Raw genomic sequence first — 15,055 nt, 5'->3', positions numbered from 1 at the left:
GAGGTAACGCGATGACAGAGCGTAGCTCCGATGATACCCGCATGCCTTTCCGACGACTGGATCCTTTGCCCGGAAAGAGAGGACATCTCCGCTGAATTCACGCGGCTCCTCACCGCAGCCCAGGAGGGCGGAGCCACGATCGCGGAATGCCTGATGATCGCGCGGCAGCTCAAGCGCAGCGACGAACAATCCTGGCATCGCGCGTGGAAGAAGCTCGCGCAAGTCAGCCGGCAGCGTGCCGAGGCTGCGTTCGCGGAGGGCCACATGGCGACCGCGCAACGCAACTGGCTGCGGGCCATGAACTACTACGGCGCCGCGGCGATGCCGCTCGATCAGGCCGACGAGCGCCGCTGGGTCGCGGTGCTGGCGATGCAGGAATGCGCCCGCCGCTACCTCACGGCGCGCGCGCCGGCCGGCGAGGTCGTGACGATTCCCTGGGTCCACGATCACGCCTTGCAGGGCTATTTCCTGCCCGCGCAGTCCGCGGGCGGGCGGGCGCCGACCGTGATCTGCATCGGCGAGCCCGGACATCGCAAGGAAGAATTCCTGTTCAAGCTCGCGCCGCATGCGCGCGAGCGCGGATTGTCGATGCTCGCGCTGGACCTGCTCGGCGACGAGCGCGACGACTATGCCGATACGCTCTTGCAGCGCCGCGATCTCGAGAGCTCGATTGCAAGCGTCATGGACTATCTGGAAACGCGCGGCGACGTCGATTTCGATCGCGTCGCCATCGTGGCTGACGGGTGGGGCTCATCCTTCGTGGCGCGCGCGGTGTTGCAGGAGCCGCGGCTCGCCGCCGCGGTCTGCGACGGCGGCCTGTGGGATCTGCACGAACGATCCTTCTTCGCCAGCCGCTTCGCGATGAGCGACCTCAGCATCGTCCCGGTGCCGCATGCGCCGCTGATGGCCTCCAGCGCCGACTGTCCGGTGCTGATCACGCTCGGCGAGGACGGCTGGCTCAAGGCCGACCGGGCGCGTCAGATCGTGCAGAAATCCCGCTTCGGCAGCTCCGATATCATGCTGAAGGTGTTCACCGCGGCGGAGACCGGCGCGGCGCAGGCCCATGCGGACAATCCGAGTCTCGCCAACGAATACATCTTCGACTGGCTGGAATCGCGGTTGGGCGCTGCCGGTCGGCGGAGCTGAACGCGGCCTCGCGTCTCAGAAGTCGAGCGATATCCTGACGCAGGCCTTTTCGAGCCGCGTCTTCAGGGTCGCCAATTTGGTGGTGAATTCGGTCAGCTCGTTCTCGTCGAACTCCTGGAAGACGAATTCGCGAATCGTCTTGTACTGGTCGTTGAGGCTCGCAATGTGCTTCTGGGTCTTGTCGACCAGCGACAGCCGTACGACCCGGGCGTCGGTCGGCGAGGGCCGCCGGCGGAGCAGGCCCTTCTTCTCGAGGAGCTTGGACTGGGTGGTGACGAACGAGGGATCGACGTGGAGCAGCTTGGAGACCACGTTGACCGGCACGCCGTCGTCCTTGTCGAGGTCGGAGATCGCCATCAGGATCAGCCATTGCGGGCCGCTGATGCCGAGCGTCCTCGCCCAGAACTGACGCAGCTCCTCCAGGTACATGTTGATCGACGATATCTCCCAGGTGAAGCGCCTGATGAGATCCAGATTGCCGATGGGGCGCAGGCGCGCTCCCTCTTTCCTCGTCGCGGACACAGCGTCACTCCCGTGAACTGATTCGTCAGGCCGGTGTTCGTGGAAGGCCATAGTCCACGCAAGCCTGCCCTGACGCAAGTGCAGAGCATGCTAATTTTGTCACTAAAATTACAAAGCTGAGCAGGTCAGCATTTCGCGCGGCCCGGGTGTTGCGTCCGGGGCACAGGTTTAGTGAAACCACAAAGCTTACCAAATAAACTATTTTGATTAGCGTAATGACGCAGGCATATTGACCCGTGACGGTGGGGGGTACTCGATCGTCCCGTTGCAGGTGGTTCGCTCACGTCCCTCGCGTCGAAGGCGGGTGTGTCCGAAAGCGCAAAGCGGCCGAGCGGATTTGAAGAGACGGGGATCTGGGGGGCCTCACGGTCCGGTCTCCGAAAAATGAGCAACTTGGAGGTTTTATATGAAAGTGGTGAAGAGCCTTTTGCTCGGCACTGCGGCGGGTCTGATCGCCGTCGGTGGAGCCCAGGCGGCCGATCTTCCGGTCAAGGCCAAGGCGGTCGAGTACGTCAAGATCTGCACGCTGTACGGCGCGGGCTTCTACTACATCCCGGGCAGCGACACCTGCATCAAGCTGGGCGGCTACCTGCGTGCCGAAGTCGCGCTCAATGCCGGCGGCAACTACAGCGCCCAGTACAACGGCGTGTTTGCGGCGAACAACCGCCTGACCAACTACTACTCGATGCGCGCTCGTGAAGATCTCAACATCGACACGCGCACGGCGACGGAATACGGCGTCGTCCGCACCTATTTCGATGCGGTCTTCACCTGGACGACCGGCAACTACGGCGGCACCGGCAGCGCGACGGGCGGTACCCAGTACAGCGGCACGATCGGCCTCAACGCGGCCGGCACCGGCCTCACCGGTTCCGGCGGCGGCAACGTCAACGGCACCGACGGCAACGTCTCGGGCGGCTCGCTCGGCGTCTACTACGCGTTCATCCAGTTCGCCGGCTTCACCATGGGTAAGGCGGTGTCGCAGTTCGACGCGCCCTGGATCAACTATCCCGGCAACAATTTCGACCAGCTCGTCGGCGGCAGCGGCACCACCAACGGTGTCACCCAGTTCACCTACACGGCCGATTTCGGCCAGGGCGTGACGGCGATCTTCTCGGTGCAGGACCAGACGCAGGTCTTCCAGACCAACATCTGGAACACTGCCGGCATGAGCACGACGGGCGTTCTCGGCGGTGCTTACGGCTCGAACGATCTCGGCGGCAGCCGCGCTCCCGACATCGTCGGCGCGGTTCGCGTCGACCAGGCCTGGGGCTTGTTCCAGGCGTCGGTTGCCGCGCACGACAACCACGTCGGCTATTACGGCGCGACCGAGACCACCGGTCACCCCGAAGACAAGTGGGGCTGGGCGGTTCAGCTCGCTCTGCAGATCAAGAACATCCCGACCGGTGCCGGCGACGTGATCAACCTCTCGGGCGTCTACACCGAGGGCGCGAGCCGCTACAACTTCCAGGAGCTGGCTGCGACCAGCTACTCGATGTTCGGCAGCTCCAGCGGCGCGTATCAGAGCATCGGCTTTGCCGGCGTCTCTGACGCGGTGTTCGGTCCGGGCGGCAACCTCGAGCTGACCAAGACCTACGGCTTCCGTGGTGCCTACACCCACAACTGGAGCCCGTACTGGAACACGGCGCTCTACGGCGCGTGGGCCGCGGTCAACTATAGCGGCACGGCGAAGAGCCTGATCTGCGGCAGCGCCGCGTTCGCCACCCTGACCGGCTCCTGCAACCCGGACTTCAACATCGGCCAGGTGGGCGTCATCACCCGCTGGACGCCGGTGAAGAACCTGACCTTCTCGGCCGACTTCACCTACAGCCATCTCGACCAGAAGTACTCCGGCGTGATCACGACCCCGGCGCTCACCAGTGTTGCCAAGCCTGCGGCAACCTATGAGCTGAAGGACCAGGACACCTACAGCCTGCTGCTGCGCGCCCAGCGCAACTGGTAAGCGCGAGGTCTTCGGACGTGACGAAGCCCCGGCGGGAAACCGCCGGGGCTTTCTTGCAAGGCTTTTTCGGAAAATCCGGTCCGGCCGTGCAGGGGGCGAAGGCAAGCCATGCGACTCGACCGCCCTCAAGCTTATTTACTTACCTGATCTGATCAGCTATATGTCCCTCAGCCGATTACGAAAGTCGCGGCTCTTAGCTTGATGCTAAGCCTCCAGAAACCTCCGGTAGTGCCCTGCCGGAGGTTTTTCGTTTCGGCGAATGCCGCCTTCAGCCGCGCATTGCGCGGGCGCGCGAGTTCGGCCGGTAGGCGAGGCGGCTGTGGCCGGCGCAATAGGACTGGCCGTCGGGCGCGGTATTGCCGCAGAAGCAGAAATCCTCGGCGCCCGGCGTCGAGATCGGCCAGCGGCAGCGGTTCTCGGAAAGCTCCAGCAGCGAGCAGCGATTGGCATCGTCGATCGGGCCTGCGACCATTGGCGCGTCGGTCTCGCCGTAGATGGTGGCGAGCATCTCGTATTGCAGCCGCGGCACCGCCCTCGGCGCGCGCGGCGGCGCAAGGCTCCGCTCGAGCCTGCGGTCCTCGACCGCGCGGCTGCGCGTCAGATTGAGCCGGGACAGCTTGCCGATCACTGCGTTGCGGCTGACACCGATGTCGGCGGCGATCTCGCGGCAGGAGAGGCCGGCCTCGAAATGTTGCTTCAGAAGTTCAATTCGTTCGTCAGTCCAAGTCTGTGAAGAAGTCGGTGAGAGAACAGGCATTGTAACGGTCCCAGGTTGCAGATGTCGGCCATCCGCTGACCGAGATCCGTCCGCCTCACGTCCGGCGCGCGCTCACGTCCTGCCATTGTCGCGGATCGACAAAAGCCCGTCCTTGATGGCGAGACGGATGCCTTCCTCGATCAGGGTACGTGCGACGCCGGGAACGCTGGTGCCGTGGGTGCCCTGTCTCACCAGTTTCTCCAGATAGGTGATGGTCGAGAGCGCCAGGGTTACGGGGATGCGGTCAGTCTCGGCTTTTTCGGTGGCCATGGTCCGAACGCTAACCTCATACTCAGGTACATAAAAGTAACGATTAAGACTCTATTTAGGTTCGGGGCCGGAAGTCAAATCCGGACTGAAGCGGTATTTCAGCTCGTTGGAATCGCTTGAGAAATTAAGCGCGACGCAGCGCGCCGCGCGGGAGTCCGTGCAGCGGCGTGGCGTCAGCGGGGCAGGAGGTGCGGGCCGGCTCAGCCGTGCACGATCGCCTTTTCGATCATGCAATGGATGCCCTTGGAGCCGTTGACGGTCTGCGTCACCCTGAGATCGGCGGCCAGGCTGCACAGCGTGTAGGCGTCCTCGCGCGACAGGTTTCGCTTCTCGCCGAGCAGCACGATCATGTCGCGCAGCGCGCGTACCGCGCACTGATCGAGGTCCGGATCCATCGCCATGGTCATGTAGTGCGTCGCCGTCTCGGCGCGGGGATAGTCGAACCGGAGGTCCTTGCGCAGCGTCAGGCGGAAGCGGCCCTGGAGCGCGGTCTCGATCGCGGTGACGCAGACCTCGCCGTCGCCCTGCACGCCATGGCCGTCGCCGCAGGAGAACAGCGCGCCGGGGACGAACACCGGCAGATACAATGTTGCCCCCGCACCGAGCTCCTTGTTGTCGAGATTGCCGCCCATGGCGCGCGGGACCAGCGAGGAGATGCGGCCCCAGCTCGGCGGCGGCGACACGCCCATCACGCCGAAGAACGGTTTGAGCGGCAGGTCGAGGCCCCAGGGCATGCGGCCGACCATCCGCGTCCGGTCCAGCGGGATGTTGAGGATGCGCGTCTCGTGGAAATCGTCTGGCAGGGTGCCGGCGAGCGGCTTGATCATGTTCCAGCCCCAATCCTGCCGGAGCTGGACGTCGAGGATCTCGACCGCGAGCACGTCGCCGGGTTCGGCCCCCGCGACCGCGATCGGGCCGGTGAGGATGTGACCGGGCAGCATGCGCTCGTTTTTGGCATGAACCTCGAACATCTCCGGCGGAATGTGAAATGTGTCGCGGTCGGGCAGCATGTCCGGGCCGCCGCTGATGGTGTCGACCGTCACCTCGTCGCCGCTCGCGATGGTGAGGACCGGCTTGAGCGCGGCTTCGAAGAAGCCCCAATGGCAGGTTGCGGGGCTGGAATGCAGGTGGTGATGGGTCATGCGGCTCATCCGGTTTGCCTCGCAACTTGCCATGGCCGGGCTTGACCCGGCAATCTATCTCCCCGAAACGTCTGTCGAAGGCGGATGGATCGGCGGGGCCAGCCCGCCGGCGGTCTGCCGCACCACGAGGCCTCCCCCTGTTCTTTACTCTCTCCAAGACGATCGGCATCGCGCTTCTGCCGACGAATTTCATGATCGAACTCGGCGTCGTCGGCGTTCTCCTGCTCGCAACGCGTTTCGCAAGGTTCGGCCGCAAGCTGGTCACGGCCTCGATCGTGCTGCTGGTGCTGTGCGGCTTCACGCCGCTCAGCAATTTTCTGATGTATCCGCTGGAATCGCGCTTTGCGCCGTGGGACGCCTCGCGCGGCGCACCCGACGGCATCATCGTGCTGGGTGGACCGATCAATCCGGATATGTCGGCGTTCCGGGGCGTGCCGGTGGTGCACAACGCCGCCGACCGCATCTTCGCCGCCGTCGAGCTTGCGCGGCGCTATCCGAATGCGCGCATCGTCTTCACCGGCGGTAGCGCCAATCTGGTCTCCGGTGACGCACGGGAGGCCGACTATGCCGCGACGCTCCTGCAAAATCTCGGCGTTCCGAAGGAACGCCTGATCATCGAGCGCGATTCGCGCAATACGTTCGAGAACGCCGAGTTCACCAAAGCTCTGGTCACGCCGAAGCCCGGCGAACGCTGGCTGCTGGTGACGTCCGGCTATCACATGCCGCGCTCCTACGGCATCTTCCGCAAGGCCGGGTTTGCCGTCGAGCCCTATCCGGTCGACTGGCGCGTCGGCGAAATCCTCGGGATCGACACGATGGCGTCGAGCGGGCTGTTCCGCACCGATCTTGCGATCCGGGAATGGATCGGTCTGGTCGCCTACCGGCTCGCGGGCCGAACCAGCGAGTTGCTTCCGGGACCGGGCAAGGACTAGAACGAGAGGCGCAAAACCAAGAACACAGCACCGGCGCACGTTCGTCGGCCCGGAGGACGCCATGCAGCAGCAGAGCGCAGAGAAGATCGATCTTGCCGGCCTCGTCGCCGATCTCAACAGCCTGTTGCGGCTCAAGACGACGGTGATCGGCATGAAGCTGTTCGCACGCGCCGCGGAGATGGAAGCGATCCCGAAGATCCGGCGGCCGAACGCGGTCCACACCACCGACCAGATCGTCAGCATGGCGGCGCGTCTGGGCTGGACCGTCGGCATCACCGCCGACGACCTGGTCGGCGCGCAGTGCCGCGCAGTGATCGGCCTCAGTCCCCAGGACGACAAATGGCTCGCCGGCGAAAGCTATGTCGGGGTCTGGCACGGCACGGCGGAGGACGCGCGCAAGCGCCAGGAGGCGCTGGACGTCGTGCCGTTCGGGCACTATCAGGCGCTCGCGGTCAGCCCGCTCGCCAGCGGCCGGCTCGATCCGCCCGACATCTGCCTCGTCTACGCGACGCCCGGGCAGATGATCATCCTGATCAACGGCCTGCAATATACCGGCTACAAGAAGTTCGAATGGGGCGTGGTCGGGGAGACCGCTTGCGCGGATTCCTGGGGGCGGGCGCTCAAGACCGGGGAGCCCAGCCTGTCCTTGCCATGCTATGCCGAACGGCGCTATGGCGGCGTGCCGGACGAGGAGATGCTGATGGCCCTGAAGCCCGAGCATCTCGCCAAGGCGACCCTGGGCATGAAGGCGCTGGCGAAGAACGGCCTGCGCTATCCGATTCCGCCCTATGGCATTCAAAGCGACGTCCGTGCCGGCATGGGCGTGAGTTACGCGAAAAAGTAAAGGCCTGTCATGAGTTCTGCGAAATTCGACATCGTCGTCTACGGCGCGACCGGTTTCACCGGCCAGCTCGTCGCCGAATATCTGGCGGCGCAATACGGGGACGACAAGGCGCTGAGATGGGCGATGGCGGGCCGCAGCCTCGACAAGCTGAAAGCGGTGCGCGACGCGATCGGCGCGCCCGCGGACACGCCGCTGATCGTGGCCGATGCGTCCGATGCCGCCTCGCTGAAGGCGATGGTCGCGCAGACGAGGTCGGTGATCACGACGGTCGGGCCGTATCAACTCTATGGCGAAGAGCTGCTCGCGGCCTGCGTCGCTGCGGGTGCGGATTATTTCGACCTCTGCGGCGAGCCGGTCTGGATGCGCCAGATGATCGACAAATACGAGGCAGCGGCCAAGGCGAGCGGCGCGCGCATCGTGTTCTCATGCGGCTATGATTCCGTGCCGTTCGAGCTCGGTACGTTCTTCGTCCAGGAGGAGGCAAGGCGCGTGCTCGGCGCGCCGGCCTCGCGCGTGAAGGGGCGAGTGCGCGACATGCGCGGCACGCTGTCGGGCGGCACCGCGGCGAGCGCGAAAGCGACCTTCGACGCCGTCGCCAAGGATCTCAGCCTCGTCGCCATCCTCAACGACCACTTCGCGCTGACGCCGGGATTCGCCGGCCCGAAGCAGCCGAAGGGCAACCGGGCGGCGTTCGAGGAGGATCTGCAATCCTGGACCGCGCCGTTCATGATGGCGCTGATCAACACGCGCAACGTCCATCGCTCCAACATGCTGATGGGCTTTCCCTACGGCCGCGAGTTCGTCTACGACGAGATGGTCCTGACCGGCCCCGGCGAGAAGGGCGAGGCCAATGCGAAGCGCGTGATGGCTGCCAATGCGGGCAAGACCGGCCCCGACGCACCGAAGCCGGGCGAGGGGCCATCGAAGGAAGAGCGCGAAAACGGTCTCTTCGATCTGCTCTATATCGCGATCGCCCCCGACGGCCGCACGGTCCGCGCCGGCGTCACCGGCGACCGCGATCCCGGCTACGGCTCGACCTCGAAGATGATCTCGGAATGCGCGATCTGCCTGCTGCGCGACACGCCGGACGTCGCCGCCGGCTTCTGGACTCCGGGGGCGGCGATGCAGCACAAGCTGATCAAGCGGCTGCAGGACAATGCCGGGCTGACGTTCAAGGTGGAGAAGTAGGCGCTTTCTTCGCCCCGCTTGCGGGGAGAGGCCGACGCGCGAAGCGCGGTGGGTGAGGGGGAGTCTCCGCGAGTCCTACTCTCACCGTTTTGTGGAGGCAGCCCCTCACCCCAGCCCTCTCCCCGTAAGAACGGGGAGAGGGGGAGAAAAAAGCTACACCGCCCGCGCATCATACGCGTACATGAACTCCATGCTCTTGGAGCCCAGCGGCAACAGCCATTTCAGCATCTGATTGCGCATCCACGCGCCGGTGGCGCTGAACTCGCGCTTGCTGTTGCCGTTGCGGCGGGCCATCGCGACGATCTTCTCGGTGCGCGGTCGGCGCTCGGTCTCGAAGGCCTGGAAGGTGGCGCCGAGCTCCTGCCCCTCCTGCATCAGGCGAGCAAGCCGCATCGCGTCCTCCAGCGCCAGCGAGGCGCCCTGGCCGGCGTGAGGGCTGGTCGCGTGTGCGGCATCGCCGATCAGCAGCGAGCGCTTGCGCGACCAGGTCGGCAGGGTCGCGACGTCGAGCGTGTCGGTGACCACGATGTTCTCGGCCGCCTCGATGATGTCGGGGATCGGATCGTGCCAGCCGCGATGGAAGCCGCGCAGATGCTGCTTCAGTGTCGACGCATCGAGCGCGCGGAACATCGCCGCGTCCATGCCGTGCGCGGGCTGCGTGCTCCACCACATCACGCCGTCGTTCGGATCCGGGCTGCAATAACCGTAGCCGAAGAAGCCGCTCTGGCCGAACGTGGTCTCGACATGCCGGCCGATCGGCCTGCCGTCGAGCACGGCGTGCGGCACGAAGCCGCCGAAGCCGATCAGGCCGGTGTCGAAAGGCGTTGGGCCGTCCGGCACCACCTGGCGTCGCGTGATCGAATGCACCCCGTCGGCGCCGATCAGGAAGTCGCCTTCGGCGGTGGTGCCGTCGGCGAAATAAGCGATGATCGGCTGGTCGCCGCGGTCCTCGATCTTGATCAGGCGCTTCTCGAAATAGAGCGAGACGCAGGCGCACCAGGCCTTGTCGATCAGCATCTCGTTCAGCGTGGCGCGGCAGACGTTGACCGCCGGCTGGCCGAAGCGCCGCGCCATGTCGCGGTTGATCGAGCCGAGCCGCTCACCGCTCTGCGAATAGAAGTCGAAGGCCTCCGCAACCGAGCCGCGGCCGATCAGCTCGTTCGCCAGGCCGATCTCGTCCATCACATGCATGCCGTTCGGCGCGATCTGAAGGCCGCCGCCGATGCCCTTCGAATAGGGCCAGGCTTCGTAGATCGCGGATTCGATGCCGGCGCGGCGCAGCAGGATCGCGGCGACGGGCCCGGCGATGCCGGCGCCGATGATCAGGGCCTTGCGGGGACGGTTGGGCATGGCTTGCTCCCGACGTTTCCGTGGTGCTAGGAGAAATTATGGTCGCTAAATCTCTTAGTGACTAAGATATATATCGACTAAGATATGAGGCTGGCCTTGTCAAGGACGAAGGCGCGCGCGGCGCTATTGCAGGAGCTCGAGGAGGCGATGCGGCGATCGTCGGCGCAGGGCGTGCTCTATGGCCAAACCGTTGCGAACGTGGCGGGAATTGCCAATTCCGACCTCGAATGCATGGACATCCTCTATCTCGAGGGACGCGTTACCGCGGGCCGGCTCGCCGAGGTGACGGGCCTCACGACAGGCGCCATCACCGGCGTGATCGACCGGCTCGAGAAGGCGGGCCTGGTGCGCCGCGAGCGGGATGAGAAGGATCGCCGCAAGGTCTTCATTTCGGTGGTGCCCGAGAAGGCGATGAAGATCGGCCAGCTCTACGTGCCGATGCAGCAGGCGATGGAGAAGGTGTTTGGTGCCTATTCCGACGAGGAGCTGCGCCTGCTGCTGCGCTTCGCGACCGAGGGCTACAAGGGCGTGCTCGCAGCCACCGAAGCGCTGAAGAGCCTGCTCGACACGCCGCCGGAAAAGCGTCCCGATCTCAAGCTGAAGAAGCGTCGTCAGTAGTCTTCCCATAGATCTGCGCGGCCGCGAACATGCCCCACATCGCGCCGAGCATCATCCAGAAGTGCCGCCAGTGGTCGGTGTCGATCACGAAGCTTTCGCCGACGGTGCCGACGAAGGCGGAGAAGACGGCGAGATATGCGCGCTGCCAGGGCACACGGACGAAGATGTGCCGGAAGCCCATGATGACGGTGGTGAAGACCAGCGCGGGATAGCAGACGCCGGAGAGCCAGCCGCCGGACATGAAGGCGTTGAGATAGGAGTTGTGGGTGTCCTCGGGGAAGAAGCGGTGGAACTGCAGGGGGCCGATGCCGAACGGCAGGTCGAGCGCCATCTCCGCACCGAGAATGTGCCGGCCGAACCGGCCGAAGCGGCCTTCGTCATAGCTCTGGTCGAAGCTGGCGCGCTGCTTGAACATCTCGGCGGTGGAATCGAATGACAGCAGCACCGCGATCAGCGCAACGCCCAGCACCGCGGCGACGATCGCCATGACGACGATGCGCGAGCGCTGGGCGTTGGTGCGGCTGGTCAGCACCATCAGCGCCAGCATGAAGGCGGAGGTCAGCACCAGCCCGCCCCAGGCGGCGCGGGAGAAGGCGAGCAGGATGGCCAGCGACATGATGCCGAAGGCGATGACGTTGCGGAAGGCCTTGGCCAGCTTGTCCGAGACCACGCTCTGGAGCGCGAACAGCGCCGGCAGGATCAGGAAGGCGCCGAGCACGTTCGGGTCCTTGAAGGTGCCGCGCGCGCGTCCGTAGAGCGTGAGGAGGTCGTCTCCGCCGGGAACCAGGTGGAAGTAGCCGGCGACGGCCGACAGCGAGGCAATCATCGCACCAACCACCAGACCGCGGCGCAGCATGTCGAGCCGGGCGGCGGTGTCCTCCGACGTGATCATGGCGAAGAACACCACGGTTACCGCCATGTACCAGGAGGTCGCGATCCAGCTCACCACCTCGGGCTGATCGAACAGCGGGATCGCGCTGATGGTGTAGCCGACATTGAGCAGGACCAGCAGCAGCAGCAGCGGCATCAGCGCGAGTCGCAGGCGCAGGCCGGTGGCGAAGAAGGTGACGGTGGCGAGCAGCGTCGCGATCTCGTAGGGGCTGGGCTCGATGAAGACGATGGCGCCGGAAGCGCCGACCAGCCACACCAGCGCGCGCTGGAGGGCCAGCACGCCGGGCGCAGCGCGAACCGCTGCATTCATCTCCCCGGCTGTCGCCGCATACGCCATCACACGCTCACGCTACTGGTACGCCACAAAAACAGCCGTCATCGCCCGGCTTGACCGGGGGATCCAGTATTCCGCGGCGTCCGTTGCAGAAAACGGCTGGCGCTGCGGAGTACTGGATGCCCCGGTCAAGCCGGGGCATGACGGAGAAAATCAACTCAATACGCGTTCTCGTTCTTGGTCAGCAGCGAGACCGGCGTCTTCAGGAGAATGACGAGGTCGAACAGCACCGACCAGTTCTCGATGTAGTAGAGGTCGAACTCGACGCGCTTCTGGATCTTCTCTTCGTTGTCGATCTCGCCGCGCCAGCCGTTGATCTGGGCCCAGCCGGTGATGCCGGGCTTGACGCGGTGGCGGGCGAAATAGCCGTCGACGGCCTCGTCGAACCGCCGGCTCTGGAGCTTGCCCTGCACCGCATGCGGGCGCGGGCCGACCAAGGAGAGGTTGCCGGAGAAGACCACGTTGAAGAGCTGCGGCAGCTCGTCGAGGCTGGTCTTGCGGATGAAGCGTCCGATGCGGGTGACGCGTGGGTCGTTCTTGGTCACGACCTTCGACGCCGTCGGGTCGGCCTGGTGATGGTACATCGAGCGGAATTTGTAGACGTCGATGCGCTCGTTGTTGAAGCCGAAGCGTTTCTGGCGGAACAGCACCGGGCCGGGGCTGTCGAGCTTCACAGCCAGCGCCACCAGCCCCATCACCGGCAGGGCTGCGAGCAGTGCCAGGCCGCCGACGATGCGGTCGAACAGCCATTTCATCACGAGATCCCAGTCGGTGATCGGCGCTTCGAACACGTCGAGCGTCGGCACCTCGCCGAGATAGGAATAGGAGCGCGGACGGAAGCGCAGCTTGTTGGTGTGGGCGGAGAGGCGGATGTCGACCGGCAGCACCCAGAGTTTCTTCAGCATCTCCAGGATGCGCGTCTCCGCCGAAATCGGCAGCGCGAACAGCACGAGATCGACGCGGGTGCGGCGGGCGAATTCGACGATGTCGTCGACCTTGCCGAGCTTGAGCGCGCCGGCGCAGGTATCGAGCGCGCGGCTGTCGTTGCGATCGTCGAACACGCCGAGCACGTGGATGTCGGAATCTTCCTGCGCCTTCAATGCTTCCACCAGCTGCTCGCCGTTGCTGTCGGAGCCGACGATGATGGTGCGGCGGTCGAGCCGGCCCTCGCGCCCCCAGGCACGCACAAGCGAGCGCAGCACCAGGCGTTCGGCGATGAGCGCGGCGAGCCCCAGGAAGTAGAAGGCGGCAAGCCACAGCCGCGACATCTCGCTGCCGAACTTGGCGAAGAAGGAGATGCCGATGAACAGCAGGAAAACGAACGACCAGGACGAGATCATCCGCGTCATCTGCCGGAGCTGTCCGCGAAACAATTGCACCTGGTAGATGTCGGCGGCCTGGAAGCAGACCACCGCGGCAACCGCGACGGCGAGGATCTCCGCCGGATAAGCCCAGCTGAAGCCGGCAAGCGGCATGACATGGCCGACATAGACCGCAATGCCGACGAGGCTCAGCAGCGCGAAGTCGGCCAAGCGGACGAAGCCGGTGATCACGATCGGCGAATAGGCGCGGGCGACCTTCTGGTTGACGACGTCGAGCGCGGCGGGCGTGAGCCGGCGGCGGCGTTCCACAAAGGGCTGGTCAGCCGGCTTGGCCGCAGCAGCACTGGTCGCGGCATCGAACATCGAGCGTGCGTTGAGCGGTTCCACGGGTGTCCACGTCCATTCGAAAAACCCGCGGGGCGCGAGCTTGCACCCCCGGATGATCATCCCCTGGCACCTGGATTAACGGACAAATCGGAAGATTCTCTAAAGCGGCCCTGAGGATGGTTAATGATTGGCAAATGCGTCGCGATAGCCCGCGATCACGCCGTCAACCATCGCCTGCTGGGAGAAATGTGCGGAGATGCGCTCGCGAAGTGCGGATGCGCGTTGCGCTGTCGTCTGGGGATCGTCGAGTGCGGCCGCGATCGCTTCCGCCATCGCTTCGGAATTGCTTGCCGTGAACAGGGCCGGGTTCTCCGTGCCGAAGATCTCCGGAATGCCGCCGACGCACGCGGCAATCATGGGAATGCCGGCCGCGCCCGCCTCGATCACCACATAGGGCATGGAATCGCCGCGCGAAGGCACGACCAGCAGCCGCCCCTTGGAAAAGCCGTAACGGGCCTTGACGTGGCCGATGAAGCGGATCGCGCCGGAGAGGCCTAGTCTTTCGACCTGCGCCTTCAGCGCCGCGGTTTCCTCGCCGTCGCCGCCGAGCGTGAGGGTGACCTTCCTGCCGCCTTCGTGCAGGCGCGCCACGGCATCGACCAGCAGATCCGCGCCCTTGATGTGCCTGAATTCGCCGACATAGCAGAGGTCGGTGGCATCCTCGGTGGTGACGACAGGCTCGAATTCCTCCGGGGTCACGCCATTGAAGACACAGTGCACCACGCCCTTGGGGGTGCCGACGATGCGCTGATAGGTGTCGCGGGCAAACGCGCTCTCGAACAGGAACAGGTCCGTCGCGTCCATCAGCGAACGTTCGAGCCGCGCGTAGAACTCGCCCTTCAAGGTGTGGAGCGGATAGTGCAGCGAGCCGCCATGCGGGGTGTAGATGCGGATGGTGTCGTCGGAGCGACGGCGCAGACGGACGAAAGCGCCGGCCTTGGCGCCATGGCCGTGCATGACGTCGGGCTTGAGCTCCGCGATCAGGCGCCGCATCCGAAGCCACACCAGGACATCGTCGGGCGACGGTTCGCGGCGGATCGCCATACGGTGCACGCCGAGCTTCAGCCGCGGCGCGAGCTCGGTCAGCGCCTTGTCGGCGCGCTCGCCGCCGGTGAGGCTGTCGGCGAGGATCCCGACATGATGGCCGCGATCGACCTGGCCGTTGGCGACGTCGAGGATGTGGCGGAAGATGCCGCCCACGGGAGCACGCACGGCGTGCAGGATGCGAAGCGGCCGGTCGGGAGAGGGGGGCATGATCTGAACCAGCGCTCGACGGCGAATGCCGAACAATTTTCGAAATATCGAGACGGATTAAGAGGCCTCGTGGTTAACAAACGGTGACGAGTGCGTGCGGGCCGATCGCAGGATCGGGTGATTAACCCAGCGGCA

The 15,055-nt window shown here is 65.2% G+C and carries 14 protein-coding genes; 6 read left to right on the top strand and 8 right to left on the bottom strand.

Features of this window, described 5'->3' with window-relative positions; all coding sequences use genetic code 11:
• Nucleotides 1–30: 30 nt before the first annotated feature.
• Nucleotides 31–1,146 carry an alpha/beta hydrolase family protein gene (locus AC1RUR_RS21495; protein WP_492847575.1) on the top strand — a complete coding sequence of 372 codons (1,116 nt, stop codon included), beginning with the start codon at nt 31–33 and terminating at the stop codon, nt 1,144–1,146.
• Between the two features lie 15 nt (nt 1,147–1,161).
• On the opposite strand, the gene AC1RUR_RS21490 is transcribed toward AC1RUR_RS21495, so the two are convergent.
• Nucleotides 1,162–1,668: a MarR family winged helix-turn-helix transcriptional regulator gene (locus AC1RUR_RS21490; RefSeq protein WP_492847573.1), complete on the bottom strand. Its 507-nt coding sequence runs from the start codon at nt 1,666–1,668 to the stop codon at nt 1,162–1,164.
• Between the two features lie 406 nt (nt 1,669–2,074).
• Between AC1RUR_RS21490 and AC1RUR_RS21485 the strand changes: the two genes are divergently transcribed.
• Nucleotides 2,075–3,631, top strand: a complete 1,557-nt coding sequence (locus AC1RUR_RS21485; protein WP_492847571.1) for a porin — start codon at nt 2,075–2,077, stop codon at nt 3,629–3,631.
• 268 nt (nt 3,632–3,899) lie between these two features.
• Here AC1RUR_RS21485 and AC1RUR_RS21480 read toward each other — a convergent pair whose 3' ends face one another.
• The 3 genes from AC1RUR_RS21480 to AC1RUR_RS21470 all read right to left on the bottom strand — a co-directional run bounded on the left by AC1RUR_RS21480 (nt 3,900) and on the right by AC1RUR_RS21470 (nt 5,800).
• Nucleotides 3,900–4,388, bottom strand: a complete 489-nt coding sequence (locus AC1RUR_RS21480) for a GcrA family cell cycle regulator (RefSeq protein ID WP_492847569.1) — start codon at nt 4,386–4,388, stop codon at nt 3,900–3,902.
• Nucleotides 4,389–4,460: 72 nt separating this feature from the next.
• A complete protein-coding gene (locus AC1RUR_RS21475) occupies nt 4,461–4,658 on the bottom strand; it encodes a hypothetical protein (RefSeq protein WP_007603456.1) in 198 nt (65 codons plus the stop codon).
• A 200-nt stretch (nt 4,659–4,858) separates the two neighbouring features.
• Nucleotides 4,859–5,800 (bottom strand): acetamidase/formamidase family protein, encoded by a 942-nt coding sequence (locus tag AC1RUR_RS21470; protein WP_492847567.1) that lies wholly within the window; start codon nt 5,798–5,800, stop codon nt 4,859–4,861.
• 137 nt (nt 5,801–5,937) lie between these two features.
• On the opposite strand from AC1RUR_RS21470, the gene AC1RUR_RS21465 reads away from it, so the two are divergent.
• From AC1RUR_RS21465 to AC1RUR_RS21455, 3 genes are all read left to right on the top strand, one after another.
• The gene (locus AC1RUR_RS21465) at nt 5,938–6,732 is read left to right on the top strand and encodes a YdcF family protein (protein ID WP_492847867.1); all 795 of its coding nucleotides are present in this window, start codon (nt 5,938–5,940) and stop codon (nt 6,730–6,732) included.
• Nucleotides 6,733–6,793: 61 nt separating this feature from the next.
• Entirely contained in the window at nt 6,794–7,576 is a 783-nt protein-coding gene (locus tag AC1RUR_RS21460) for a DUF169 domain-containing protein (protein WP_492847565.1), read from the top strand.
• 9 nt (nt 7,577–7,585) lie between these two features.
• Nucleotides 7,586–8,764: a saccharopine dehydrogenase family protein gene (locus AC1RUR_RS21455; RefSeq protein WP_492847563.1), complete on the top strand. Its 1,179-nt coding sequence runs from the start codon at nt 7,586–7,588 to the stop codon at nt 8,762–8,764.
• A 153-nt stretch (nt 8,765–8,917) separates the two neighbouring features.
• On the opposite strand, the gene AC1RUR_RS21450 is transcribed toward AC1RUR_RS21455, so the two are convergent.
• On the bottom strand, nt 8,918–10,114 hold the full coding sequence (locus tag AC1RUR_RS21450; RefSeq protein WP_492847561.1) for an FAD-dependent monooxygenase: 1,197 nt from the start codon (nt 10,112–10,114) through the stop codon (nt 8,918–8,920).
• A 147-nt stretch (nt 10,115–10,261) separates the two neighbouring features.
• Between AC1RUR_RS21450 and AC1RUR_RS21445 the strand changes: the two genes are divergently transcribed.
• On the top strand, nt 10,262–10,732 hold the full coding sequence (locus AC1RUR_RS21445) for a MarR family transcriptional regulator (RefSeq protein WP_492847865.1): 471 nt from the start codon (nt 10,262–10,264) through the stop codon (nt 10,730–10,732).
• Here the strand turns inward: AC1RUR_RS21445 and AC1RUR_RS21440 are convergent.
• The 3 genes from AC1RUR_RS21440 to AC1RUR_RS21430 form a co-directional block, all read right to left on the bottom strand.
• Nucleotides 10,707–11,960, bottom strand: coding sequence for an O-antigen ligase family protein (locus tag AC1RUR_RS21440; RefSeq protein ID WP_492847559.1), 1,254 nt, complete (start codon nt 11,958–11,960; stop codon nt 10,707–10,709). The genes AC1RUR_RS21445 and AC1RUR_RS21440 overlap by 26 nt on opposite strands.
• A 155-nt stretch (nt 11,961–12,115) precedes the next feature.
• Nucleotides 12,116–13,666 carry an undecaprenyl-phosphate glucose phosphotransferase gene (locus AC1RUR_RS21435; protein WP_492847557.1) on the bottom strand — a complete coding sequence of 517 codons (1,551 nt, stop codon included), beginning with the start codon at nt 13,664–13,666 and terminating at the stop codon, nt 12,116–12,118.
• A gap of 120 nt (nt 13,667–13,786) precedes the next feature.
• A complete protein-coding gene (locus AC1RUR_RS21430; protein ID WP_492847555.1) occupies nt 13,787–14,920 on the bottom strand; it encodes a glycosyltransferase family 4 protein in 1,134 nt (377 codons plus the stop codon).
• Nucleotides 14,921–15,055: the final 135 nt, after the last annotated feature.

It is taken from the genome of Bradyrhizobium sp. GW821-FHT12B03 (genome assembly GCF_058807535.1).
The sequence above is the reverse complement of the archived record's forward strand: the minus strand, read 5'-3'. Positions and strand labels throughout refer to the sequence as shown.

What these genes read in the sequence shown, in the direction of transcription:
- AC1RUR_RS21495 (WP_492847575.1), top strand. Translation starts at nt 31, where the DNA reads ATGATACCCGCATGCCTTTCCGACGACTGGATCCTTTGCCCGGAAAGA.
- AC1RUR_RS21485 (WP_492847571.1), top strand. Translation starts at nt 2,075, where the DNA reads ATGAAAGTGGTGAAGAGCCTTTTGCTCGGCACTGCGGCGGGTCTGATC.
- AC1RUR_RS21480 (WP_492847569.1), bottom strand. Translation starts at nt 4,388, where the DNA reads ATGCCTGTTCTCTCACCGACTTCTTCACAGACTTGGACTGACGAACGA.
- AC1RUR_RS21475 (WP_007603456.1), bottom strand. Translation starts at nt 4,658, where the DNA reads ATGGCCACCGAAAAAGCCGAGACTGACCGCATCCCCGTAACCCTGGCG.
- AC1RUR_RS21470 (WP_492847567.1), bottom strand. Translation starts at nt 5,800, where the DNA reads ATGACCCATCACCACCTGCATTCCAGCCCCGCAACCTGCCATTGGGGC.
- AC1RUR_RS21460 (WP_492847565.1), top strand. Translation starts at nt 6,794, where the DNA reads ATGCAGCAGCAGAGCGCAGAGAAGATCGATCTTGCCGGCCTCGTCGCC.
- AC1RUR_RS21455 (WP_492847563.1), top strand. Translation starts at nt 7,586, where the DNA reads ATGAGTTCTGCGAAATTCGACATCGTCGTCTACGGCGCGACCGGTTTC.
- AC1RUR_RS21450 (WP_492847561.1), bottom strand. Translation starts at nt 10,114, where the DNA reads ATGCCCAACCGTCCCCGCAAGGCCCTGATCATCGGCGCCGGCATCGCC.
- AC1RUR_RS21445 (WP_492847865.1), top strand. Translation starts at nt 10,262, where the DNA reads ATGCGGCGATCGTCGGCGCAGGGCGTGCTCTATGGCCAAACCGTTGCG.
- AC1RUR_RS21440 (WP_492847559.1), bottom strand. Translation starts at nt 11,960, where the DNA reads ATGGCGTATGCGGCGACAGCCGGGGAGATGAATGCAGCGGTTCGCGCT.
- AC1RUR_RS21430 (WP_492847555.1), bottom strand. Translation starts at nt 14,920, where the DNA reads ATGCCCCCCTCTCCCGACCGGCCGCTTCGCATCCTGCACGCCGTGCGT.